The organism is Flavobacterium sp. A45 (genome assembly GCF_002001005.1).
Lineage (GTDB): Bacteria > Bacteroidota > Bacteroidia > Flavobacteriales > Flavobacteriaceae > Flavobacterium.
The window spans coordinates 1-24,860 of record NZ_MUNX01000055.1 but is presented as its reverse complement, the minus strand read 5'-3'; the positions used below and the strand labels follow the sequence as shown (position 1 = coordinate 24,860).

At 33.7% G+C, this 24,860-nt stretch carries 25 protein-coding genes and 1 tRNA gene; 15 read left to right on the top strand and 11 right to left on the bottom strand.

The window, feature by feature from the left end:
* Positions 1 to 71 precede the first annotated feature (71 nt).
* From ftsZ to B0E44_RS03720, 15 genes are all read left to right on the top strand, one after another.
* Positions 72 to 2,030 carry a cell division protein FtsZ gene (ftsZ, locus tag B0E44_RS03790; protein ID WP_077370884.1) on the top strand — a complete coding sequence of 653 codons (1,959 nt, stop codon included), beginning with the start codon at positions 72 to 74 and terminating at the stop codon, positions 2,028 to 2,030.
* Positions 2,031 to 2,298: 268 nt separating this feature from the next.
* Positions 2,299 to 2,748 (top strand): GatB/YqeY domain-containing protein, encoded by a 450-nt coding sequence (locus B0E44_RS03785; protein ID WP_077370870.1) that lies wholly within the window; start codon positions 2,299 to 2,301, stop codon positions 2,746 to 2,748.
* A gap of 80 nt (positions 2,749 to 2,828) precedes the next feature.
* A tRNA-Arg gene (locus B0E44_RS03780) sits at positions 2,829 to 2,902 on the top strand.
* A 231-nt stretch (positions 2,903 to 3,133) separates the two neighbouring features.
* Complete coding sequence (locus B0E44_RS03775) at positions 3,134 to 3,436, top strand: helix-turn-helix transcriptional regulator (protein WP_077370869.1); 303 nt, start codon at positions 3,134 to 3,136, stop codon at positions 3,434 to 3,436.
* A gap of 100 nt (positions 3,437 to 3,536) precedes the next feature.
* Positions 3,537 to 3,773 (top strand): thioredoxin family protein, encoded by a 237-nt coding sequence (locus B0E44_RS03770; RefSeq protein WP_077370868.1) that lies wholly within the window; start codon positions 3,537 to 3,539, stop codon positions 3,771 to 3,773.
* Positions 3,774 to 3,780: 7 nt separating this feature from the next.
* The gene (locus tag B0E44_RS03765; RefSeq protein ID WP_077370867.1) at positions 3,781 to 4,203 is read left to right on the top strand and encodes a rhodanese-like domain-containing protein; all 423 of its coding nucleotides are present in this window, start codon (positions 3,781 to 3,783) and stop codon (positions 4,201 to 4,203) included.
* A gap of 35 nt (positions 4,204 to 4,238) precedes the next feature.
* The gene (locus tag B0E44_RS03760) at positions 4,239 to 5,213 is read left to right on the top strand and encodes a permease (RefSeq protein WP_077370866.1); all 975 of its coding nucleotides are present in this window, start codon (positions 4,239 to 4,241) and stop codon (positions 5,211 to 5,213) included.
* On the top strand, positions 5,210 to 5,668 hold the full coding sequence (locus B0E44_RS03755; protein ID WP_077370865.1) for a DinB family protein: 459 nt from the start codon (positions 5,210 to 5,212) through the stop codon (positions 5,666 to 5,668). The genes B0E44_RS03760 and B0E44_RS03755 overlap by 4 nt, the downstream gene beginning before the upstream one ends.
* A 33-nt stretch (positions 5,669 to 5,701) precedes the next feature.
* Positions 5,702 to 6,094 (top strand): nitrophenyl compound nitroreductase subunit ArsF family protein, encoded by a 393-nt coding sequence (locus B0E44_RS03750; RefSeq protein WP_124019272.1) that lies wholly within the window; start codon positions 5,702 to 5,704, stop codon positions 6,092 to 6,094.
* 1 nt (position 6,095) lies between these two features.
* Positions 6,096 to 6,797 (top strand): aromatic aminobenezylarsenical efflux permease ArsG family transporter, encoded by a 702-nt coding sequence (locus B0E44_RS03745; RefSeq protein ID WP_077370863.1) that lies wholly within the window; start codon positions 6,096 to 6,098, stop codon positions 6,795 to 6,797.
* A gap of 84 nt (positions 6,798 to 6,881) precedes the next feature.
* Positions 6,882 to 7,214 carry a helix-turn-helix transcriptional regulator gene (locus B0E44_RS03740; protein ID WP_077370862.1) on the top strand — a complete coding sequence of 111 codons (333 nt, stop codon included), beginning with the start codon at positions 6,882 to 6,884 and terminating at the stop codon, positions 7,212 to 7,214.
* Positions 7,215 to 7,233: 19 nt separating this feature from the next.
* Positions 7,234 to 7,704 (top strand): DUF6428 family protein, encoded by a 471-nt coding sequence (locus tag B0E44_RS03735; protein ID WP_077370861.1) that lies wholly within the window; start codon positions 7,234 to 7,236, stop codon positions 7,702 to 7,704.
* Between the two features lie 27 nt (positions 7,705 to 7,731).
* The gene (locus B0E44_RS03730) at positions 7,732 to 8,364 is read left to right on the top strand and encodes a low molecular weight phosphatase family protein (RefSeq protein WP_077370860.1); all 633 of its coding nucleotides are present in this window, start codon (positions 7,732 to 7,734) and stop codon (positions 8,362 to 8,364) included.
* Between the two features lie 2 nt (positions 8,365 to 8,366).
* A complete protein-coding gene (gene arsB, locus B0E44_RS03725; RefSeq protein WP_077370859.1) occupies positions 8,367 to 9,443 on the top strand; it encodes an ACR3 family arsenite efflux transporter in 1,077 nt (358 codons plus the stop codon).
* Positions 9,444 to 9,852: 409 nt separating this feature from the next.
* The gene (locus B0E44_RS03720) at positions 9,853 to 10,275 is read left to right on the top strand and encodes a CBS domain-containing protein (RefSeq protein WP_077370858.1); all 423 of its coding nucleotides are present in this window, start codon (positions 9,853 to 9,855) and stop codon (positions 10,273 to 10,275) included.
* 63 nt (positions 10,276 to 10,338) lie between these two features.
* On the opposite strand, the gene rpe is transcribed toward B0E44_RS03720, so the two are convergent.
* The 11 genes from rpe to B0E44_RS03665 form a co-directional block, all read right to left on the bottom strand.
* Complete coding sequence (rpe, locus tag B0E44_RS03715) at positions 10,339 to 11,004, bottom strand: ribulose-phosphate 3-epimerase (RefSeq protein ID WP_077370857.1); 666 nt, start codon at positions 11,002 to 11,004, stop codon at positions 10,339 to 10,341.
* A gap of 321 nt (positions 11,005 to 11,325) precedes the next feature.
* Complete coding sequence (locus B0E44_RS03710; RefSeq protein WP_007804760.1) at positions 11,326 to 12,189, bottom strand: RNA polymerase sigma factor RpoD/SigA; 864 nt, start codon at positions 12,187 to 12,189, stop codon at positions 11,326 to 11,328.
* A gap of 216 nt (positions 12,190 to 12,405) precedes the next feature.
* Positions 12,406 to 12,645 (bottom strand): hypothetical protein, encoded by a 240-nt coding sequence (locus B0E44_RS03705; protein WP_077370856.1) that lies wholly within the window; start codon positions 12,643 to 12,645, stop codon positions 12,406 to 12,408.
* Between the two features lie 379 nt (positions 12,646 to 13,024).
* Positions 13,025 to 13,771 (bottom strand): LytTR family DNA-binding domain-containing protein, encoded by a 747-nt coding sequence (locus B0E44_RS03700; protein WP_077370855.1) that lies wholly within the window; start codon positions 13,769 to 13,771, stop codon positions 13,025 to 13,027.
* Complete coding sequence (locus B0E44_RS03695; protein WP_077370883.1) at positions 13,764 to 15,299, bottom strand: tetratricopeptide repeat-containing sensor histidine kinase; 1,536 nt, start codon at positions 15,297 to 15,299, stop codon at positions 13,764 to 13,766. Before B0E44_RS03695 ends, B0E44_RS03700 begins: the two co-directional genes overlap by 8 nt.
* Before the next feature lie 245 nt (positions 15,300 to 15,544).
* Positions 15,545 to 15,973, bottom strand: a complete 429-nt coding sequence (locus tag B0E44_RS03690) for a hypothetical protein (RefSeq protein WP_077370854.1) — start codon at positions 15,971 to 15,973, stop codon at positions 15,545 to 15,547.
* Between the two features lie 648 nt (positions 15,974 to 16,621).
* Entirely contained in the window at positions 16,622 to 18,382 is a 1,761-nt protein-coding gene (locus B0E44_RS03685) for a hypothetical protein (protein WP_077370853.1), read from the bottom strand.
* A complete protein-coding gene (locus B0E44_RS03680) occupies positions 18,370 to 19,572 on the bottom strand; it encodes a DUF4249 domain-containing protein (protein WP_077370852.1) in 1,203 nt (400 codons plus the stop codon). The genes B0E44_RS03685 and B0E44_RS03680 overlap by 13 nt, the downstream gene beginning before the upstream one ends.
* A gap of 12 nt (positions 19,573 to 19,584) precedes the next feature.
* Positions 19,585 to 20,799: a DUF4249 domain-containing protein gene (locus B0E44_RS03675; RefSeq protein ID WP_077370851.1), complete on the bottom strand. Its 1,215-nt coding sequence runs from the start codon at positions 20,797 to 20,799 to the stop codon at positions 19,585 to 19,587.
* Positions 20,800 to 20,812: 13 nt separating this feature from the next.
* Positions 20,813 to 22,030, bottom strand: a complete 1,218-nt coding sequence (locus B0E44_RS03670; RefSeq protein WP_077370850.1) for a DUF4249 domain-containing protein — start codon at positions 22,028 to 22,030, stop codon at positions 20,813 to 20,815.
* A 4-nt stretch (positions 22,031 to 22,034) separates the two neighbouring features.
* Positions 22,035 to 24,815, bottom strand: coding sequence for a TonB-dependent receptor (locus B0E44_RS03665; RefSeq protein ID WP_077370849.1), 2,781 nt, complete (start codon positions 24,813 to 24,815; stop codon positions 22,035 to 22,037).
* Between the last annotated feature and the right edge of the window lie 45 nt (positions 24,816 to 24,860).

The window sequence follows — 24,860 nt, the reverse complement described above, 5'->3', positions numbered from 1 at the left end:
TCAGACCTCCTTTTTGCCCCAAGCCTAGAGTAGTAAAAGATAAAGTTAATAAAAAATTAAAACCCCATATGATGCCAAGCAACACAGAATTTGGAAGTATTTCATTTGATTTACCAAAAAATCAATCAAATGTAATCAAAGTAATTGGAGTAGGTGGTGGCGGTAGTAACGCCATAAACCACATGTTTAAACAAGGAATTAAAGGCGTTGACTTCATCGTCTGTAATACCGATTCTCAAGCATTGGACAACAGTGCTGTGCCTAACAAAATTCAGTTAGGGATGAATTTGACTGAAGGATTGGGAGCTGGAGCAAATCCGGATATTGGACACCAATCTGCTATAGAAAGCATCTCCGACATTGAAAAAATGTTGGATGTAAATACCAAGATGGTGTTTATTACCGCTGGAATGGGTGGTGGAACTGGAACAGGAGCTGCGCCAGTAATCGCTCAACTAGCTAAAGAAAGAGATATACTTACAGTGGGAATAGTAACTTTGCCTTTCTTGTTTGAGGGGAAAGTGCGTCAGGAGCAAGCGCTTATCGGTATCGAAAAATTGCGCAAGCAAGTCGATTCTTTAATCGTTATTAATAATAATAAATTAAGAGAAGTATATGGAAATCTTGGATTCAAGGCAGGATTTTCAAAAGCGGACGAAGTTTTGGCAACGGCCTCAAGAGGTATTGCCGAAGTAATAACTCATCACTATACTCAAAATATCGATTTACGTGATGCCAAAACAGTATTGTATAATAGCGGGACGGCTATTATGGGATCTTCTGTTTCCTCCGGTGAAAATAGAGCAAAAGAGGGTATTGTTGCCGCTTTAGATTCGCCACTTTTAAATGATAATAAAATTACGGGTGCCAAAAATGTATTGTTGCTTATCGTTTCTGGAACTAATGAAATTACTATCGATGAAATTGCCGAAATCAATGAGCATATCCAATATGAAGCAGGATCTAATGCTAATATTATCATGGGTGTAGGTGAAGATGAAACTCTTGGAGATGCCATTGCTGTTACTATTATCGCTACAGGTTTTAATGTTGAACAACAAAACGAAATAGTAAATGTTGAGCCTAAAAAAATAATCCACACACTTGGTGAAGAACAAAAAAGTGTTTTTGATTTGACAAAAAACACAGTTGCAGGTTTCAATTTCAATAGTGAATTACCAGTTTCCAACACTGAAGAAAGAATCGTTTTTGATTTAATTGAAGATGTTGTAACACCTGAGCCTGTAATTAACTCTCCGATAATTGCTTCAATCAATGAAGATGAATTAATTGGGATGACAGAATTCATTAAAAATTTGGATGTTACATTCGAAATTGTTTCTCCAATGAAAGAGATTGATTTTGTGGTTACAAATCCTGTTATAGAGCAAGTAAGAGAAGTAAGATCAGAGCCAGCACGGTTTGAGGAAAAACAAGAGCAAACAGCTTTTTCATTCGATATGCCTTTAAGCAAACCAGAGCCTGTTCATGCAAAAGAGGAATCGAATAATTTCTTGTTTGAATTGACAAATGAAACTCGCGATATTAAAGTAGTGGAGCCTGTTCAATTTGTTCCAGTAACAGAATTATCCGACAAAGGCATTATAAAATACTCGCTTGAAGAATATATGGAGGTTGAGAATGACTTTTCAGAATCTAAACCGGCAGCGAAAGTTGTTGAGGAAGTAATTCCAGCCGAAATGAATATTACGATGAAACAAGTGACCGAGCCAGTAATTGAAATACCAGTTCTTGCAAATAATTCACCTGTTGACATGACAATCGAAGAAACACTTAGATTTAGAGCTGAAGAAAGAAGAAGAAAACTTAAAGATTTCAATTATAAGTTTCATGATAATGTATCAAGAGTTGATGAATTAGAAAGGGAACCAGCCTACAAAAGATTTGGTATTGATCTTAATAATTCACCTTCAAGTAATGCTACATCAAGAATATCTGTTGGGACAGACAGTAATAATGATTTACAGTTGCGTTCTAATAACTCCTATTTGCATGACAATGTCGATTAACTAACTCAAACTATTTTGAGATAGCCCGAAAATTAAATCAAATTTTCGGGCTATTTTTTGAGTATAAAGCATCAAACAAGAAGTTGTTAATGCGAGTTAAATTTTCTAAATTTGTCGGGCCTTATCCAGCTGTACAAGGTGATTTGAGATTGTAGATTTAAGATTGCTTTGCCAGTTCGCCCTTTGGGCTCGTGTGCAGATTTGTGATTGAATATCCTTTTTCATTTCAAAAAATCTAAATTTAAGAATCTAAAATCTAAAATATATTATGAGTTTATCAATTCAAATCATGGACGAAATCAAAACCGCCATGAGAGCCAAAGATACAGTAGCACTAGAAGCATTAAGAGCTATAAAATCAGAGCTTTTATTAGCGCAGACTGCATCAGGATCAAAAGAAGAAATAACTGCTGACGATGAGATCAAATTACTTCAACGATTAGTTAAAACCCGTAAGGAAAGTGCAAGAATATTTACGGAACAAAACCGTATGGATTTAGCCGAACCAGAATTGGCACAAATTGCAGTAATTGAGAAATTCCTGCCGGCTCAATTAAGCGAAGCTGAAGTTGAAGCGGTAATTGCAAAAATTATTGCAGAGACTGGAGCATCTGGAATTGCTTCAATGGGTAAAGTAATGGGATTGGCATCAGCTCAATTGGGTGGAACTGCCGAAGGAAAAACCATTTCAACCATCGTAAAGAAACTTTTAGTATAATAAATTAGATCGTTAATTTGATATTATTGGTTCAGTGATTTTTTAATCTGAAATCAGTAATATCAAATCAACAATCAAATGACTGCGTAGTTCAACTGGATAGAATATCAGATTTCGACTCTGAGGGTTGCAGGTTCGAACCCTGCCGTGGTCACAAAAAGGCAAAATACGTTAAAGTGTTTTGCCTTTTTTTATGAATATCAAACACCTTTTTTTTAAATAAATAACCACCCGAAAACAAAGCACTTCGAATTTTGTGGTACAATTGATGCCGTTTAATTTGAAAGTCTTATAAGTATTAATGAGTTTCAGAAAATAAATTATGTTAAAATTATTTTGCTAATAAATATTATTCGTAATTTTACGAACACAACAAGAATCAAAAATGGAAAAGACTAAAAAAGATTATTTTACAGGCCAGCAGACAGATCTAGCCAGATATGCAAAAGCACTGGGGCATCCTGTTAGAATTGCCATTTTACAATTACTTAATTCACAATCTTGTTGTTATCATGGCGATATGGCAGAAGAATTGCCAATTGCTAAATCAACACTATCGCAACATCTAAATGAACTTAAAGATGCCGGTCTGATTCAAGGAACTATTACGCCTCCTACCGTAAAATATTGTATTAACCGTGAAAATTGGATAATTGCAAAAACATTAATGAACGACTTGTTGAAGTAAAAAAATTTGACTTCTTTATTCGTAGTTCTACGAATACCGAATAACTAAAGACAAAATGAAACCGCAAGGTTCACGATTTCAAAAATTAAAATAGTACATCATGAGTAAAACAATTAAAGTATTAGGACCAGGTTGTCCAAAATGTAAAACAACATTTCATAATGTTGAAGAAGCCGTAAAGCAATTAGGGATAGACGCAGAAATAATCAAAATTGAGGACATCGAAGAAATGATGAAATACAATGTGTTAACCACTCCTGTGTTACTGGTAGATGAAGTCATAAAAGTAAAGGGCAGAATTGCTCAAATAGATGAAATTAAAGAATTCTTAAAATAATAAAACAATGGAAAATCAAACATTAGTAAAAGAAATTTGCCCAACAACAACGCAAGAATGGGTAGTAAACGGAGCATTGTTAGTAGATGTTCGAGAGACAAATGAAGTAGCAGAACTGTCTTATGACGTGCCTAATATAATACATATTCCACTAACACAATTTGAAGAACGGTTCACAGAAATCCCTAAAGACAAAGAAGTAGTGATGGTTTGCAAGAGTGGTGGAAGAAGTTTAAGGGCAGTTGGATTCTTGGTAAATCACGGTTATGACAAAGTAGTAAATATGCAGCATGGAATGATTCGCTGGGCACAAAAAGGATTTCCGACCAAAGGTGATACAGCATCAGTTTTAGGAAATGCACAAGGCAGTGGATGTTGCGGAACAGCCGCTTCTACAGCTGCACAATCATGCTGTGATAGTAAAATCTGATGATAGTAAATGTTGTTAATTTAATTTAGATCATTATGTTTGACTGGCTACAGCATTTTGCAGATTGGCTGATATATTCAGTCTTTTCAATTCAGCAGCATACCAAACTAGGAGACGCTTTAAATTTCTTCGTTTTTGATACCTTGAAAATTGCCTTATTACTTTTTGTAATAACAACAGTAATGGGAATTGTAAACTCCTATTTTCCTGTTGATAAAGTGCGTAATTTTTTGAGTCGCAATAAACTCTACGGCCTGGAATATCTGTTTGCTTCCACTTTTGGAGTCATCACACCGTTTTGTTCTTGCTCGTCCGTTCCTTTATTTATTGGTTTTGTAAAAGGAGGTATTCCGCTTGGGATTACATTTACTTATCTCATTACAGCTCCATTGGTTAACGAAGTGGCAATTGCAATATTTTTAGGGGTTTTTGGCTTGAAAATTACGGCCATATATGTTGGTACTGGAATCGTTTTAGGAATCATTGGCGGTTTTACTTTAGGTAAATTAAAGTTAGAAAAGCACCTTTCGCCTTGGGTACAAAATATTATTGCCAACGCACAGACTGAAGAAGAATTCGAGGCAGATAATCAAACATTGGCACAACGGTTTCCCGGTATTGTAAAAGAAGCCTACAATATCGTAAAAGGAGTTGCTCCCTATATCATAATTGGTATTGCCATTGGTGGCTTGATGCACGGATTTATTCCAACTGGCTTTTTTGAAGCCTACATCAGTAAAGAGAATCCTTTTGCAGTGCCAATAGCCGTAATTTTAGGTATGCCAATGTACAGCAATGCTGCAGGTGTTATTCCAGTGATACAAGTTTTAGTTGCTAAAGGTGTTCCTCTAGGAACTGCCATCGCTTTTATGATGGGAGTTATAGGTTTGTCATTACCCGAAGCAATGCTTTTAAAAAAAGTAATGAACTGGAAATTAATAGGGGTTTATTTTGGGACTATCGGCTTCTTTATGATTCTATCGGGTTATCTATTTAATGCTATATTATGAAAACAAAAACACAAATTTTCCTTGAACTCTGGCAGGAAGCTAGAACGAGGTTTACCAACCAAATCCAAAACATAACAGAACAGGATTTGCTAAAAAAATTAGGAACTTCTTCCAACTCTGTTGGTTTTCTTATCCGTCATATTGGCGATGTAGAACTGCTTTTTGCCAAAAATGTCTTTGGTGATGCCAATGTAAAAGTAGTGGCTAAAACGGTAATAGAGAAACGGGATACAGGCGAATGGACAAATCTTCAAGAGTTAATAGAATATATAGTGTATTCCTTTGAATCTTTAAAATCCATTGTTGAAAAACAAACAGATATCGACTGGGAAACTACGATTACCACAAATGAATTTGGCACAAAAACCAAAGCCGAAGCTTTTGGCAGAATAGTTTCTCATACAGCCTATCACGCTGGGCAAATGGCTATCGTCAATAAATATGGAACAAATTAAAATCAAATAATTAACAATTAAATTTAAAACAAAATGAGAAATTTTTTTTTAATACCAATTTTTGCAACGCTAATGTTGCTGTTTGTTTCTAATGATGGAAACGCTCAAGCCAAAAAAGCTTCAACTATTCAAGTAATTCAATTTCATTCGGAACATCGCTGTATGACCTGCAACAAAATTGAAGAATTAGCTAGAGTTGCTTTAAAGAAATACCCTGCCATTCCATTTTCTTTGGTAAATGCGGATGATAAAAAGAACGAAAAACAATGTACTCAATTTCAAGCTTATGGAAGCTCCTTGTTTTTGTATAACACCAAAACCAAAAAAATCAAAAATTTAACCGAAATGGCTTTTATGAATGCTGGAGATCAAGATAAATTCATCAAGGAGTTTAATAAAAATTTGGATACCTTTTTAAAATCATAGGATGGAGTGGATTAACGAATTGGCACAAAATCAAGAAATGCCTCTGTTGGCTGCATTGGCTCTGGGATTATTGACAGCAATTGCACCCTGTCCGTTGGCAACCAATATAACGGCAACAGCATTTATCGCCAAAACCATCAGTAGCCGAAAGAAAGTTTTGTTGAGTGGCTTGCTGTACACTTTTGGACGAATGTTCACCTACTCTGTACTAGGCGCGATAATTTATTTTGGCGCAAGCAAATTCCAAATAGCCAAACTTTTTCAGGGAAACGGCGAAAAATATATTGGTTTTGTTTTGGTAATTCTGGGGCTGATAATGCTTGATATCATTAAGCTCAATTTTATAAAAGGAGGCAATTGGATTGAAAAACTTTCGGATAAATTCAAAACCAAAGGTTTGCTGGGGGCTTTCCTTTTAGGGGCTTTATTTGCTTTGGCTTTTTGCCCTTACAGTGGTGCATTATTCTTCGGGATGCTTATTCCAATGACTATCAAATCAGGTTTGGCTATGCCTATGCTGTTTTCTTTAGGCACGGGATTACCAGTTATTCTCTTTGCTTTTATCATCGCTTTTAGTATGGAAAAGCTGGGAATGTACTTTAAAGCCATTACCAAAATCGAAAAAATAATGCGAATAGCAGCCGGAATTATATTCGTCATCACCGGGTTGTATTACATTAACATTTATTTTAAATTAATTTGAATGATTTAAATAATTGTTAAGTTTTGAAATAATATTTTTTTTACAGCTAAGTATATCGTAATATTGCAATATAAATATAATACTATGGGAGCAACAAAAACAGACAGCTTTACAGATAAGCAAAATGAGTTGGCTATTTTAGCCAAAGCACTCGGACATCCTGCGCGTATAGCCATTATTGAATATTTACTCAAAGTGGATGCTTGTATCTGTGGTGATATTGTAAATGAGTTGCCACTGGCACAACCTACAGTTTCTCAACACTTAAAAGAGCTAAAAAATGCAGGAATAATCAAAGGAAACTTTGAAGGAAATTCAATCTGCTATTGTATCAACGAGCCAGGTTTTGAACAAATAAAAGGTTTCTTCCAAGACATCACAAAACATCTGGATAAAAAGAAAAACGACTGTTGTTAAATTTTTAAATTAAAATATTATGAAACTATCACAAGTAAAAAACATCTTGAAATCGGTTGAAGCTGTAAACTTCATCTTGGCTGACGGAACTTCAGTACCGGAACATTTTCACGTAACCGAAGTGGGTTTAATTACCAAAAACTTTATTGATTGCGGAGGAACAGTTCGAAAAGAAACTGTGGTCAACTTCCAATTATGGGATGCCAACGATTTTGAACATCGATTGAAACCTCAAAAATTACTCAATATCATCGAGTTATCGGAGAAAGTGCTGGGAATAGAAGATTTTGAAATCGAAGTGGAATATCAGGCACAAACCATCGGTAAATACGATTTGGATTTCAACGGAAATGATTTTGTTTTATTAAATAAGAAAACGGCTTGTTTGGCTCAAGACCAATGCGGCATTCCATCAGAAAAGCCAAAAGTGAGATTATCCGATATGAGTAATGAAGCTAGTTGTTGCACTCCCGGTGGAAGCTGTTGCTAATGTTAAACTATAAAAATTGATATAATAATGACTTTAACCAAAACCAACGTTTTTCCAGAGATTGCAACCGTAATCAATACTTTTAATTTCGAAAGCATTACTGCAGAACGTAAAATTATTTTGCAGCCACTTGTAGATTACATACAAGGTAAAGCAAGTAATCAGCAAGAAATAAGACTAAACTTAATTTGTACTCACAATTCGAGAAGAAGCCATTTGTCTCAAGTCTGGGCACAAACAGCTGCTGCCTATTATGATATAAAAAATGTATTTTGCTATTCTGGCGGTACAGAAGCGACAGCAATGTTTCCTATGGTGTCTAAAACACTTACTAAACAAGGTTTTGAAATAAAAACTATTGCAGAAGGAAATAATCCGATCTACACTATAAAATACGCCAGTGACGAACATCCAATAATTGGTTTTTCTAAAACGTATGATGACAGTTTTAATCCGCAGGATGAATTTGTTGCCATTATGACCTGTTCACAAGCCGATGGCGGATGTCCTTTTATTGCCGGAGCCGAAAAGCGCATTCCAATCACTTTTGAAGATCCTAAAGCATTTGACAACACACCGGAGCAAGCAGAAAAATATGAAGAGAGAAGTTTGCAGATAGCAACCGAAATGTTTTACGTTTTTTCACAAATTAAACAATAAGTATGTCAGCAAATAATTGTGCACCAGTAGTAGAACGTAAAAAATTAGGTTTTTTGGATCGATTTTTAACCCTTTGGATATTCTTGGCAATGGTAATCGGAGTTTCAGTTGGCTATTTCATTCCATCAAGTAGCGGTTTTATCAACTCCTTTTCAAGTGGTACAACTAATATTCCTTTAGCCATCGGATTAATCCTGATGATGTATCCTCCATTGGCCAAAGTAAAATACGAACAAATGGGCGAAGTGTTCAAAAACACAAAAGTGTTGGGTGCCTCATTATTTTTAAATTGGATTGTTGGCCCTATATTAATGTTTGCTTTGGCATTATTATTCCTTAGCGGTTATCCGGAATATATGATTGGTGTAATACTAATCGGGTTGGCACGTTGTATCGCCATGGTTGTTGTTTGGAATGATTTAGCCGATGGAAACCGAGAATATGCTGCAGGTTTAATTGCTCTGAATAGTATTTTTCAAGTGTTATTGTATAGCGTTTATGCTTACGTTTTTATCACAATTTTACCGCCCTATTTTGGATATACAGGTTTTGAAGTGAACATCAGCATTGGACAAATTGCCGAAAGTGTGGGTATCTATTTGGGAATCCCTTTTGCACTTGGAATCATAAGCCGTTACGCTTTAATTGCTATTAAAGGAACCGAATGGTTTGAGAGCAAATATGTTCCTTTTATTTCGCCAATAACATTAATGTCATTGTTGTTTACCATCATTTTAATGTTCAGCCTGAAAGGAGAATTGATTATACAAATACCAATGGATGTAGTGCGAATAGCTATTCCATTAGTTATCTATTTTGTAATAATGTTCGTCATTAGTTTCTTCATTGGGAAATATTTTGGTGCTGATTATTCAAAATCTACCGCCATTGCTTTTACAGCCACTGGAAACAATTTCGAATTGGCTATTGCAGTTGCTATCGGTGTTTTTGGAATCAATAGTGGACAGGCCTTTGCTGGTGTAATCGGCCCATTAGTCGAAGTGCCTGCACTTATTGCATTAGTCAATGTTGCCTTTTGGTTCAGAAAGAAATATTATACTGAACTAATTACTGAATAACTGTCTTAACCGTTTATCATGAGATACATTTTAAAACAGTGAGGTAAGAGCTTCAAAGCTTCTAATAAAAGGTTCGAATACTGTGCCAAGGTGGTTTGACTTGATGGGTCAAAGAAGAAATATTCTTCTTTGACCCATTTTTATTGGTTCTAATCTGTTGTTGGATATGCAATTCATGATTGCATTTTAAGCTGGGCTATTCCCTTAATCTATTTGAACTTCATACAGTAATCTGTATTTTATATCGAAAAGACTTTAACGGGTTATAAATATTCTTCAGATTTATGAGATAAAGTTGGAATGTATAATCATAATGTCCTAAAATAGTTTTAATTAAGAACTGATAAACATCATATTTTGAATAAATTTTCATGTATAAATTTGAATATAATTTTAAAGAGAAAATGTTATGAGACAGCATGTTCCAGTGTCAACTATTATGACCAAAGATCTGGTAAAACTAACGATCAAGGATGATTTAACAAAGGCTGAATCTCTTTTCAAGCATTATAAAATCAGGCATATTCCAGTAGTTAACGGAGCGACTATAATTGGAATGCTGAGTTACACAGATTTATTAAGAATCTCTTTTGCAGATGCAGTTGATGATGATGAAGAGATTGTAGATACGACCGTTTACAATATGTTTACGGTAGAGCAGGTAATGGCTAAAAAGCTGGTGACAATTTCGCCAGATACCACTATTAAGGAAGCTGCTGAGATATTAGCAAAAAAAGAATTTCATGCCTTGCCAGTTTGTGAAGACCATTTGTTGGTTGGAATAGTAACCACCACCGATTTGATAAAGTATTTAATTGATCAGTATAAATAAGTGTTTACTAAAGAAGAAAGTCCCAATGAAGTTTGTTTTGCTTATTGGGACTTTTGTTTTTTTTTAAACGGATAATAAGTTTTTTAAATCGGCTACAGTTTGAATCGGGTCTTCTGCTCTAAAAACAAAACTTCCTGCCACAAGTACATCGGCACCAGCTTCAACTAATTGTACAGCATTTTTATTGGTAACACCACCGTCAATTTCTATAAGTGTTGAAGCTCCTTTTCGAGTAATCAGATCTTTTAGTTTTTTCACTTTTACATAAGTGTTCTCTATAAACGATTGTCCTCCAAAACCGGGATTTACACTCATGATACAAACCATATCAATATCATTGATTACATCTTCCAACAAATCAACATTGGTATGCGGGTTAAGGGCAACTCCAGCCTTCATTCCTTGCGCTTTGATAGCTTGAAGTGTTCTGTGTAAATGAGTACAGGCTTCGTAATGTACGGTTAAAATATCGGCACCTAAATCTTTAAATGTTTTAATGTATTGATCTGGGTTGACAATCATCAAATGTACGTCAACTGTTTTTTTTGTATGTCTTGTAATGGCTTCAAGAACTGGCATTCCAAAAGAAATATTTGGAACAAAAACGCCATCCATGATGTCAATGTGAAACCAGTCGGCTTGACTGTTGTTGATCATTTCGATATCACGTTGTAAATTGGCGAAATCGGCAGCTAGAACTGAAGGGGCAATTAGTGTGTTTTTACTCATTATTGTTTTTTGTTGCGTAGAGACATACTGCTGTGCGTCTTAACAAATTTGTAGTTTTTTGCAAAATTAGTTTTTTTTAACGCAAAGGCGCAAAGATTTTTTCAAATTCGCAAAGATTAACGATTTTTTTGGTTTCTGGGAGATATAAGAAATGAGACTGATGCAAGTCTTAATGGTTTAAAAAAATAAAACTCCGGTAATCAGCCGGAGTTTCAATCATCAATCAAAAAACGAACAGTTAATCAGACTGTTGTTCACGTTGTATTAAAATATTTAAAAATTAAAGTATTTTCAAAATTTTAATTTGGGGATATTTTTATATTAACCTAAATACGTTTTCAAAATTTTACTTCTTGAAGTATGTTTCAATCTACGGATTGCTTTTTCCTTGATTTGACGAACACGTTCGCGAGTCAGGTCAAAAGTTTCACCAATTTCTTCCAATGTCATTGGGTGTTGGTCACCAAGACCAAAGTACAAACGCACTACATCTGCCTCTCTTGGAGTCAATGTTTCAAGTGAACGCTCGATTTCGGTACGCAAAGATTCGTGGATTAATTCTCTGTCAGGATTTGGAGATTCACCAGAACGCAATACGTCGTAAAGGTTTGAATCTTCTCCTTCTACAAGAGGAGCATCCATTGATAAGTGACGACCAGAGTTTTTCATAGACTCTTTTACGTCATTTACAGTCATATCCAGTTCTTTTGCAATTTCTTCAGCAGATGGTGGACGCTCATTAGATTGCTCCAATAAGGCATACATTTTGTTGATTTTATTGATAGAACCAATTTTGTTTAAAGGTAAACGAACGATACGAGATTGTTCGGCTAAAGCTTGAAGTATCGATTGACGAATCCACCATACGGCGTATGAAATGAATTTAAATCCACGAGTTTCATCAAAACGCTGTGCTGCTTTTATCAATCCAAGATTTCCTTCATTAATCAAATCGGGAAGTGTAAGACCTTGGTTTTGGTATTGTTTGGCTACCGAAACTACGAAACGTAAATTGGCTTTTGTTAATTTCTCTAGGGCTCTTTGATCCCCGGCTTTAATTCTTTGAGCTAATTCTACTTCTTCGTCAGCGGTAATAAGGTCAACTTTTCCAATTTCTTGTAAATATTTGTCTAATGAAGCGGTTTCACGATTGGTAACCTGCTTGGTGATTTTAAGTTGTCTCATGTTTTTGTCTCCTCAATTTTTTAAGTGTACAAGTGATTATACGTATGGGGTTTCAAAAAAGTTACAATAATTGGTTTTTTTTTAAAATTAAAATAAAAATACCTGTCTCAAATTAATGAAACAGGTACTTCTAACTAATTTAATTGTTAATTGGTGGTTTAGTTAATACAAGAAATAGTGCTAAATGGCATAGACTATTTTTTATTTTAATTGGTTTTATTCCATTCCTTCTAAATTGATGATTCGGTCGAATATTTGTTTTAAGAATAAAATCATAAAAAACACGCCTGCAGCTAATATCAAGTGATCAGAGGTGAGCAAAAAAGGTTCATCTAGGATGTCATACAAACTCGGAACAATAAGGCATAATGACGCTATAAGTCCAATCCATGGATTGATTTTGTTGAAAATAGTTTTGAATTGCATATTAGTTTGGTTGTTAAGTTCTAGTCTCATGGTCTTTGTCTTTTGGATTTTTTAGTGAAGTAAAGGTAAAGTGCAAAACTGTGTTTTTTTGCAGAAATGTCATGAGTCGGGTTTTTATTGTCATGAAAAGGTAGGTTGAATATAGGAATCCATATTCAGGAAATAATTCAGAATAATATAAATTATTGGAATAGTTTGAATGTAAATGTTTTAAGTAGCGAAAGAATTGGTGTTGTCAGGTAGGTATAGTTCCTGCTGTCCGCTATATTCCACGCAGAAAATGCGTGGGATGCCGCTTCCATCAGGGCTAAAGAGCTAGCATATTGAATTTTTGGGAAAACGCCTAATATTTGGTTGTTAGGAAAAGAAAAACATTCAAAAGAAAATGTTTGGAGAATAAAATGAACTATTAAGAAATGATATTCATTTTCTTAATGAAATCTTTATAAGTATCGCTTAGTGTTATTTTGTGATTTCCTTTGAGGATGACAAGGTTATCAGCCAGAATGATTTCTTCAATTTTATCGGTGTTGACGATATAGTTCCTGTGTGTTTTGACGAATTTGCCCTTGTCGAGAAGTGCACTGATTTTGGTAAGCGAAATCATGATAACAAATTTTTCTTTCTCGGTGATAATATTGCAATAGCGCTCCTCCACTTCGATATAAAGAATGTCTTGCAACGACACTTTTTTCAAAGCGTTTTTCTTTTTAATGAACAGATAATCGTTGCTGATTACGGTATCCTGATCTTCACTCAGGAATACATTGGTTTGTTCGTAGAATTTTTCTACAGCCATTTCCAGTGCGTAGAGAATTTCTAATTCATTGAAAGGCTTCATTAGAAAACTGAAAGGCTTGGTCAATTTGGCTCTCTCAAAAATTTGGCGGTCTTGTGAACTGGTTAAAAATACAAAAGGTTTAGACGCATTAGGCACAATGTTGATGGTCTCTGCAAAAGTGATTCCGTCTGGTTTACCATCGAGAAAGACATCAATAACAATAATATCGACTGTATTTTGATAGAATAAAGTCAGTGCATCAATATAATTTCTGGCTACACCTACAATGTTGTATTTATTGGCTAGTAAGACTTTGCTGAGTGCATCACTTTGCTCAGGCGTGTCTTCTATAATAAGTACATTGATGTTATCCATTTTGTTCTGTTTTTGGGAACGTCAATATTATCTTGGTTCCTTTATTAGGTTCACTTTCTATAGCCAGCGTTCCTCCGTTTTTCTTAATCATTTGTTTGCACAATTGCATGCCTAGACCAGTTCCTATTATCTCCGAATTGCTTTTCTTGGCCAATAACTCGTTATCTTCTAGCAATTCGTTTATGGTTTTTTGGTTTATTCCCAAACCATTGTCCTGAATTACAAGTTGGCAAAATTTTGTATTCGTTTCTACTGTATAAATGTTGATTTCACCATTCTCTCGGGAGAATTTAATGGCGTTGTCAAGCAGGTTACGCAATACAATTTTTAGCGAATCAAGGTCTACGAAGATAAAACTATTTTTGGAAACGGCATTCTCAAAAGTTATGGCTTTATCAAGTAGTAACGGTTTGTAGTTGTATTCTATTTGTTGCACTATGGAATATAAATGCACGGAGTCTTTATGAAAATACAATTGTTTGGTTTGTAGTAAGGCCCAATGGAGTAAGTTGTCCAGCAAACTGTAGGCGCCGTTTGCAATCGCACTATTTTGGTGCAGGAGCTGATCGAGCTCGCTGTAGTTTTTGGTTTCCAGCGAAGTGGTTAATTTGGCATTGCTAGTTTTTAAGGCATTCACCGAAGAACGTAAATCATGACTCACGATAGAGAACAGTTGATCCTTGGTAGCATTGAGTTCGTCCAGTTTTTCTTTTTGATTAAGGATAATTTTGGCGTTTTTCACTTTTTGGGCGTAAACATAAACACCTCCTATTAAAAGTGATAATAAAGCTAGTACTGAATAAAACAAGCCATTACGTTGAGTGTCTTTTAGTTTGTTTTCAACTTTAAGTACAGATATTTGTTTTTGTTTTTGAGCTACAGCATATTTTTTCTCGTAGTCAGCAACTGCCCAGACTTTGTTTTGATTGTTGAGGGAATCTTTCCATTTTTCAAATTCTTTTCTATAGGTTAAAGCTTGTTTGTAGTTACCTCTGTTTTCTTCTACAGCAGCCATGTTTTTTGCAGCCAGTTTTTTTTTATCAATATCTTCAACTTTTTTTGATAGTACATAGACTTTTTCGAAATAGGGAATGGCCAATTTATCTTTGTATTGCATATAGTATAAATTGGCGATACTATTATATGTATTGAATAAGTCAAGTTTATTTTTTTCTTTAACTTTTAAATTTTTAAATAGATATTCTTCTGCTTGATCATATTTTTCTAAAAAAATATAGGTTGTTCCTAAACCTTCGTATGTTTTAGCTAAACTGTACGGTTGTTTCGATATTTGAGAAGTTTTAAGTGCTTTTTTATAATGAATTACAGCTTTTTCAAATTCTCTTAATTCTAAAAAAGTTCCCGCTATAAGAATCTCGGTTTGGGGATAAAATTTGAATTGAGAAGTAATTTGGTTTAACTCTTTTTGAGAAGCTTGGTGCATTTTTTTATTAAAAAAACTGGATCCTCTAAAAAAATGACAATAATCATTTATTTCTTTGTTTTTGTTTAAACTCAATTGTTTCATTGAGTATATTAGTGTAGAATCCCAATCTTTTTTTAAATAAAAAGATTGGGATTTAATGAAGTTTGTTTCAGATTTATATTTAACAACTTTTTCTTGTAATTCTTTTTCAATAAAGTCATTAACGGATTTTATTTGAGAAAAAAGACATAAAGGAATAAAAAATGTAATTGATATAAAAAACAAGTTAATTTTTGCTGTCATTTAAATTATTCTGAATATTAAAAGTATTTATTCTAAAAATATATTTAAGGAGTTACGTCTGTCGAAGTGCCTCTAGAAGTTTCAGGATCTAAGTTTATCATGAAAGATTCGATTTTGGTTATATTTTCCACTGTTGGAGAGGTGTAATCTAATTCTACATACCAAACATCACAGGTTTCTGGGGTTTCCATAGAAAAGTCATAATCATAATTAATTGTCAAAATATTCCCTTTTTCTTTAGGGGTTTCAACTAGTGGTGCATCTGGGTTCTTAGAGTTTATGTACAGTGTTGCTCTCACTTTCAGCGTTAACGGGCCGCCTTTTGGAGTGTAGAATTTTGCTGAGATTAATGGAGCTACTGGGTACTTAACTGTTTTTGGGCTTGAGAAAGTAAACGGTTCGGTATTAATCTTAGTGGTTTGAATTGTTGGGTAAGGTTTGCCTGGGAAAGGATCTGAAATTTTTTCGCTCATAATTTTTTAGTTAGTTGTTAATAATATTCACGTTAAAGATATTTTTTTTCTTTGAATAATATGTAGTGGTTTTATTATTTTTTTTTGTTGCTTTTAATCTATTTACTTTAAATTAAGTGAAATAGCTTTTATTTTTTGGACTAGGATAGAGTAAGGATCGTATAGATTGATAAGGATTTTATCAAAACGAGGACTTAAAAAAGCGCAAAGAATTACGCAATTACCGCTAATTTTATTGAGTTAAAAGCGTGATTTGGATGCTGTTTTACTGCTGAATTTCTCGTTTTGCATTTGCATAGGGATTATTCCACTATAATATTTATTCCTATAGGAGTTCAGTGAATTTTATTGATCTCAAAAATAGTTAAAACTATGCACTTCAGTGCATTTCGCTTTCAGCTTCAAAAAAAAATTTAGCCACAAATTGCACAAATTTTCGCAAATTAATTTGTGCTAATTAGTGTAATTTGTGGTGAATAAATAAGTACTACAACCTTGCCTACTTTCAGTCTCCTAAACCGAAACTATGGACTTTCAGTCCATAGTGGTTTATTTGAAATAAGTTTCAAAGGGATGTTATGTCCTAATGGTTTTTAATTGGATTGAAAAACCCCAAATCAAATTAATGAATTGGGGTTTCTGGTAGTGCTATTGTACTTCAAAAGTGTCTTTTAGTGAGACTGGAATGCCTTGGTCAGTGAAGCCCTCTAGGGTAATCTCGAATGTTCCTGTTACATCGGAGGTGTAAAAGGATATTGGGTTTTCATTGCTAGCTAAGGTAAGTTGAGGAAGCCACAATAGTTGATAACGATAATCTGGTATTCTTTGGTTTTTTGACAGGTCAGTATAATCAGGGACGAAGAATTTGGTTTCACTAAGAGGTCTTTGTATGTCTGTTTTTTTTATGAAATCCCCTGTTGCTTTAGTTTGGTAATCATTATTTTTTGTTTCTATGCTAACCAGTCCTCCAAATAATCCTGGTCCATATACATATCCTTCATTGATTAAACTTATTTTAGATACATTCGCCATATTGTAGTTGAACAGCTCGTTGACATTCTGTATGACAATACCATCCACTAAAACCAATGGAGGGCCGTAAATAGTAAGATCCTTCTTGTCGTTTCTAACATACAGCAGATAATCTTCATTGTTTTTTCTAAAGTATAATTCGGTTACGACTTCTATTATGGTTTCTTTAAATGTAGGGAAACGGGTGTAATCATCAAGAACATATTCTTTTTGAAATGTATTAAAAAAAGATTCTGTTTTAACTTCAGTGAGTAAACTGTCTTTTTTTATATCATAATAGCCATTCTCAATTTGATTAGCTATTGATTGCTCTTGAATGGCAACCGAATCATTAATTGTAAGATTTAGATCAGATTGAAAGTTTAATGATGTTGTTTCAACTTTAGCAAGTTCATCCAGTTGTATACTGTAATCATTGCGATTGTCATCCATAACTTGGACAATACAATTTGAATTGTTTGGGTTTTTATCGAGTATAAAAATAAATTTACCAGATGAATTAGTTTTGGCTGATTTTACCGCAAACGATTTACCTGGAATAGAGAGTATAACTATTTTATTGCTTATTCCTAATTCCTTTTTTCTAGAGCTAATCGATCCAGTAATTAGTTCTCCACGAAGTTCGGGGATTATGTCAATATTTGTTATTGAGTTTTTGGAATTTGTAATAGTGTTATTCTCTTTAAATGCAATAGCATTTCTTTGTCTTTTTATTGGGAGAGTGACTAATTTTCTAATAGAAATTGAATAATTTCCTTTTTCTAGATGCCCAGATAATGGGATAATATTCAAATTAACTTTTTCTCTATTGGAATATGTTTTTTTGTCTTTTTGAATAGTTATATTTTTAGTAATACTAGATTCATTTTTAGCAATACTTGAGTTATTTGTTGTGTTTGATATTGTATTATTGCCGCTAAGGTCCGCAACTTGTTTTGGCTTGTAAGGATTTATGATAGTAAGATCAATTACTTCAAAATTTGATGATGAACTGTTGAGCATCCATTTTGTGTAAGCAATTAGTTTGTAGCTGCCTGTGCTTAATGTAGTGGGTATGAAATAATTTCCTTCTCCAATTCCTTTCTCTAAATAAATTTTGCTTTTTGATACTACTTGTTTGTTACTGTCAATAAGCTCTACATATCCTATTTTACTAATAAGGCTTGTTGAATTATTTACAGGATTCATACAATAGATTTTAAAGTATAAAGTTTCTCCGGTAACGAATGTTGTCGTGTTTAAATGGAGGAATATTTTTTCCTGCATTGTTTCTGTGATCCTCTTGGTTTCGGCAATTGGATTGTTGTTTTGTGCATTAGCAAATAGGTTGGTTACTAATGCCAGAGCGATACTGAGTGTGAGTTTTAGTCTATCCAAAATGAAGGTATTATATTTGATGAAAATGAGGTGCAATCTCCGCACTGAGGCGGAACCATTAGATATGTTATGCCACTATTTGCCAAGTGGACCAAAAGATTACCGCTAATTGCTGAACGTAATGCTCCGCCTTTGCATTCGGGTGTTGGGTTAAAACAATCTTGATATATTCTTTCTGTACAGTCAATGAAATAGGGGGGTAAAGGTTCCCTTGGAAATAAATCTGTATAATTAAAAAAGATTCGTTTTGAATAAACGGAAGAGACTTCAAAAAAGCCAATTACTTTTTCATTGGGGTTGTCTGATGATTTAATGTTTCCGTAAAAAAAACCAGGTTGGTTTTGGGATAAAATGCTTTCACTTCCAGATATTTCTTTTAGTGTTTTGTAATAGGTATAGGCTTCAATAGTTTGAATGTATTGTCGAACCAGAATGCTATACCTGTGTGTTATAATGTAGTTTTGATTGCTGATGAATCGTATTGGGAATTTTACCCTATCTTCAGTAAGGTTATTTGTTGATGTTAGTATTATATAGTCTTCTTTTTTGGTCGTATAACAAGTCTTAGTCTCTTTTGTTCTTGGAAGAACTAATATTGCTTGATGTGTTTCCCCAGGAGGCAATGGTAAAGGTGCCAGCCTTGTCATTTCATCATCCCACATTGGAGAAATTATTTTATATGTTTCTTCATATTCGTATCTGTAATATTTTGAAGTTCCGGTAGGGTCATAACTATTAACATTAATTTCAACACCTCTTACTCCATCTCTTGTTTCAACTGTTGCATCGATACTTTGGATTTCGTTTACAGTAGTTAATGTTTGTGAAGTAGAATAATATGATTTTCCTTCATCGGTAGTTATATCCAAACGATATTTTCTGCCTGGGACAGCTTGGAACTCTGTTTGTGAAACATAGACACTGTCTTTTAGTTCAAATATGTATTTATTGTCTTCATTGTCGGTAACAGTAACGGTTGCGCCAGTTTCAATAGTTGGATCTTCTTCTTCGAGGCGATACGTCCTGGTGATTTTTATTTGTTGCTTTTTTAATTCGTTTGTAATGGTTGCTTCAATGACAAGTGCATTTTCAAAAGTATTTGTCTGAAGTGCATATTGTTCAGTACAACTGCTTATGAGTAAACATAGCAATAAAAATAAAAGAATTCTAGTTGTTGATTTTTTTTTCATGTTTTACTTTTATTAGTCTGTCCAGAATGGAGGAACTACATTTGATGAAAAACTCGTACAGTCGCCACAGGGGGCAGGAACCATTTCGTATGTCGTGTATATGGGATTGGAGTATTGATAACTGGCTCGATACACTAACTGATTAGATTCAATGTTAGAAAGCAAAATGCCTCCTCTGCAATCTGGATTTGTCGATTCAAAGCAGAATGTCAAAATCTTAATTTCACAATTGTTGACATAGGGAGGTAAAGGTTCTTCAGGGAATAAATCAGCATAATTAAAAAATATTCTTTTGGATGAAACGGATGAAACATCAAAAAAGCCAATTACTTTTTCATTGGGATTGTCGGAAGATCTAATGTTGCCGTAGAAAAAACCAGGCTGATTTTGTGATAAAATATTATCGGAACCTGATGTTTTTTTTAATGTTTTATAAAATGTGTACGATTCTAAATTTTGAATATATTGTTTTACTAAAATGCTATATCTATGGGATATGATGTAATTTTGGTCACTGATGAATCTAATAGGATAGGCCATTCGATCTTCATTCAAGATATTCGTGGATGCTATTAAAATTTCTTTTGATTTAACGGTGCTGTAGCAAGTTTTAGATTCTCCTTCCCTGGGAACGATGCCTATTTCCTTATGACTACCTTGCTGTAACGGAGGTAATAAAATCGTTTTATCCTGATTCCACAATGGAGCTACAATTTTATAGGTTTCTTCATATTCATATCTGTAATATTTCGACGTATTATTTGGATCAAAACTATTGACGGTTATCTGAACTCCTCTTTGGCTGTCAACTGTTTTCACAGCTGCGTCTACGTTTTGTATTTCGTTTACTGTTGGCAATGTTTCCGAAGCAGAATAATATGATTTCCCATCATTGGTGATGATATCCAATCGGTATTTTCTGCCAGGAATGGCTTGAAACTCTGTTTTTGAAACATAGACACTATCTTTTAGTTCAAAAGTATATTGATTGTTTTCATTGTCTGTTACTATTACATTTGCTCCAGACTCAATTGTGTTTTCTTCTTCGAGGCGATAAGTTCTGGTGATTTTTATTTCTTGTTTTTTTAATTCATTAGTTATTGTAGCCTCTACAACAAGTGCGTCTTCAAAAGTATTTGATTGAAGGGCATATTGCTCTGTACAGCTGCTTATGAATAGGCAGAGCAATAAAAGAGGAACGATACTATTTAATGACTTTATTTTCATTGATTACTTTTTTCTATTCCGTCCAAAAAGGAGGAACTATGTTTGATGAAAAACTTGTGCAGTCGCCACATGGGAGCGAAACCATTTCGTATGTTGTATAAATAGGATTAGAATATTGATAACTGTTAAAATAAAGTAATTGTTTTTTTTCAATAGAAGCAAGCAGCATACCTCCTCTACAGTCTGGGTTTTTTGCATAAAAGCAAAATGTAAAAGCTTGAATGTCACAATTGTCAGGATAGGGAGGTAATGGCTCTCCTGGAAATAAATCAACATAGTTAAAAAAAAATCTTTTGGAAGAGACGGATGAAACGTCAAAAAAACCAATTACTTTTTCATTGGGATTTTCGGATGATTTGATATTGCCATAGAAAAAACCTGTTTGGTTTTGTGACAGGATATTGTCAGAACCTGATAGTTCTTTTAGTGTTTTGTAAAATGTGTAGGCTTCTAAACTTTGGATGTATTGTTTAACAAAGATACTATATCTATGAGCGATAATGTAATTCTGGTTACTGATAAATCGAATTGGGAAGGCAACACGATCTTCACTAAGTGAATTTGTTGATGCTATTAAGATATCTTTTGATTTTGCTGTTCCGTAGCAAATTCTAGAGTCTCCTTTTCGGGAAATTAGGCCTATTTCTTTATGGGTGCCATCAGGTAAAGGCGGTAGTATAATTGTACTATCTTGTTTCCACATTGGGGTTACTATTTTATAGGTTTCTTCATATTCGTATCTGTAATATTTAGAACTGTTATTGGGGTCGTAATTATTTACAATAATTTGAACTCCTCTGTCTCCTTTAATCGTTTGTGCAGTAGCATCAATACTCTGAATTTTATTTACAGTAGTTAATGTTTCCGAAGTCGAGTAATATGATTTTCCCTGGTTGGTAGTTATATCCAATCGGTATCTTCGACCGGGAATAGCCTGAAACTCTGTTTTAGAAACGTATATACTGTCTTTTTGTTCAAATATATATTTATTATTGTCATTATCCGTTACCATAACGACTGCGCCAGATTCAATTGTGTTTTCTTCTTCTTCGAGGCGATACGTTTTAGTGATTTTTATTTCTTGTTTTTTTAATTCATTAGTTATTGTAGCCTCAACAACAAGTGCGTCTTCAAAAGTATTTGATTGAAGTGCATATTGCTCTGTGCAGCTACTTATAAAAAAAGATATAAGTAATAGAAAGGTTATTTTATATAGAAATTTGTAGTTCATTTTTCTAGAACTTGAAATTATAGGTAATACTTGGAATTGGTATTGCAAAAATAGATGTTTTATATGCTTTTACTTTTCCTTCTTCAGTAACAAAAAAGATCGAGTAGGGATTGTTTCTGCCTAATACATTATAAATGGATATATTCCAGAAACTATGAGCCAGTTTTTTTATTTTATGGTTCCCTTCAATGTTAAAGCCTATATCTAAACGATAATAATCGGGTATTCTAAATTTATTTCGGTCACTATATAGAGTGTATGATGCATTTCCGTAATCATAGGTGCCTATAGGATATGTAATCGGTCTTCCTGATTGATAAATGAAATTTCCTGAGAAGCTGTAACGTTGAGTGATTTTGTAATTTAAAACAGTACTTACTTCGTGTGGTTTGTCAAAATTTGTCGGGAAATATTTTCCGTTATTTACTTTTTCGTCATTAAATTCACTGTCAAATTTTATAAAAGTACGGGAATAAGTATAACCAATCCATCCGTTTAGGCGTCCGTATTGTTTTTTTAACAATAACTCTACTCCGTAAGCTTTTCCATCTCCTTGAAGTATTTCAGTTTCTATATTTTCATTTAAGACCAGATCACCGCCAACTTTATAATCCAATAAGTTTTTGGATTTTTTGTAGTAGCCCTCTAAACTGATTTCCAATAAGTCTTGATCTATATTTTTGTAAAAACCTAAAGAGAACTGTTGAGCTTCCTGTGGAGCAATATTTAAATCTGAAAGTTTCCAGGCGTCAGTAGGTGATTGGGTAGTATTGTTGGTTAGTAAATGTATAAATTGAAAAGTTTTGTCATAACTTGTTTTTACCGAAAAATCATCGTTTACTAGATAACGTATTGCTAATCTAGGTTCAAAACCACCATAGGTTTTGATCACTTCATTATTTTTATAAGTATTTGTAGCAATAACGGTAGCATCATTCATAGGAAGGTTGTCTTGATAAACCCTTTGTGTTGACTCTCCCAATGCTGCATAGAATGAATATCGTAAACCTAAACTTAATAATAATTTCTCGCTCACATTAAAATTATCTGAGAAATAAGCAGCTGATTCCAGCCCTTTTTCATCTTCTACATTTATTGGAATAAGTGTGGATTCAATTTTCTTCGGATTTAGATATCCAGGGTCTATATTGTATAGTTTTGATGAGATACCGTAGTTAAAAGTATGCTTGGCGCTAAATAGATTTTGTAGGTTTAATTGCAATTGAGATTCATTCAATTTATATCCAAAATCAAAAGAATTATCACTTTCAGCATTATAATCGATATTGAATTTATATTCGCTATTGGTAAAAATTACAGCCGCTTTGTTTTTGCTGTTAAAGTTGTGGTCCCATTTCAGTGAAAATAAACGGTTGCTGTATTTGTAAAGGGAATCAGATGAAATACTAAATTTATCATGACTATAATATAAAGTTGATTCAATATTATTATTGTCATTTATTTTATGGTTGTATTTCAGTGTGCCATCAAAAAAAGCAGCCTCGCTATTTTTTAAAGACTCTTCTTTTAAAGAATTTAATATCCACTCCGAATAGGTGCCCCTTACACCTACCAAAAGACTTGATTTCCCTTTTACAATTGGTGTTCCAATACTAAGATTACTAGTCACTGATCCAATACCTCCCTCTCCAGATACTTTTTCGGTGTTTGCTTTTTTGGTGGAAATATCAAATACAGATGATAGTCTGCCACCAAATTGCGCAGGAATACTTCCTTTGTAGATGTCAACTTTACTTGTGGTGTATGGATTAACTGCAGAGAAAAAACCTAAGAAATGGGAAGTGTTATATAATACTGCGTTGTCTAAAAGTATTAAGTTCTGATCGTCTTTTCCACCTCTTACGTTAAATCCGGCTGAACCTTCTCCGGTGGTTTTTATTCCTGGTAATGTTGCTGCTACTCTAAAAATATCTCTTTCTCCAAGTACCAATGGAACGTTCTTGATGCCTTCAACATTTATTGAGGAAACCCCAGTTATTGCTGTTCGTACATTTTTATTTCCTTTTCCTTTTATCAAAACTTCATTTAGTTCATTTATGCTTTCAGAAATTGAAACGTCCAGTTTTCCATTGTCATAAATGATGACCTTTCGTATTGTCTTTTCAAAATTAACCGATTCAATTTGTAGATAATTAACTCCAGATGGTAGCTGTATACTATAGTAACCCTCACTATCAGTAACAGTATTTATCTTCTTTTCCTGTGCACTAATGGATATGTTTGAAAGAGGTTTTTTAGTTTTTTTGTCTTTTACGTGTCCTGAAATAGTATAGAGTTTTGTTTCAGATTTCTTTTTTTCCTTACCAATGAGAGTTGTGGTTATAATCGCTTTTTCGGTTAGTTCAAGACTGTCCTTTTCTTTGTAGAATATTGGTTTAGAGTTAGATTCTGTCTGTTTCTTTTTGCTGTCGTTTTCTTCTGTTTTAACAAAATAATCAATGGGTAACTTATCGTAAATTAGAAGGTTTTGAGTTAGAATTACTTTGTTATTTGTGATGTAATAATTGAGGTTGGTGTCTTCAAAAACACCATTTAGGATATTGTTGATTGTGGCTTCCTTATAGCTTTTTGAAATTGTAATAGTGTCGTTTGAAAGCCATTTTGGATTAAAATAAAACTTGTAGTCTGTCGCTTTTTCTATTTCTTGTATTGCTGTTCTTCTATTGACATTGTTGAAGTCGATAGATATTTTATTGTTAATTTTTTGAGAAAATAAAGTTTGAAACGAAGTTAGGGTTATTATGATGAAGATTATTTTTCTCATTTATTTTAAGCTTTTTGTTTGGGAATAATTATTGATGTATCTGAC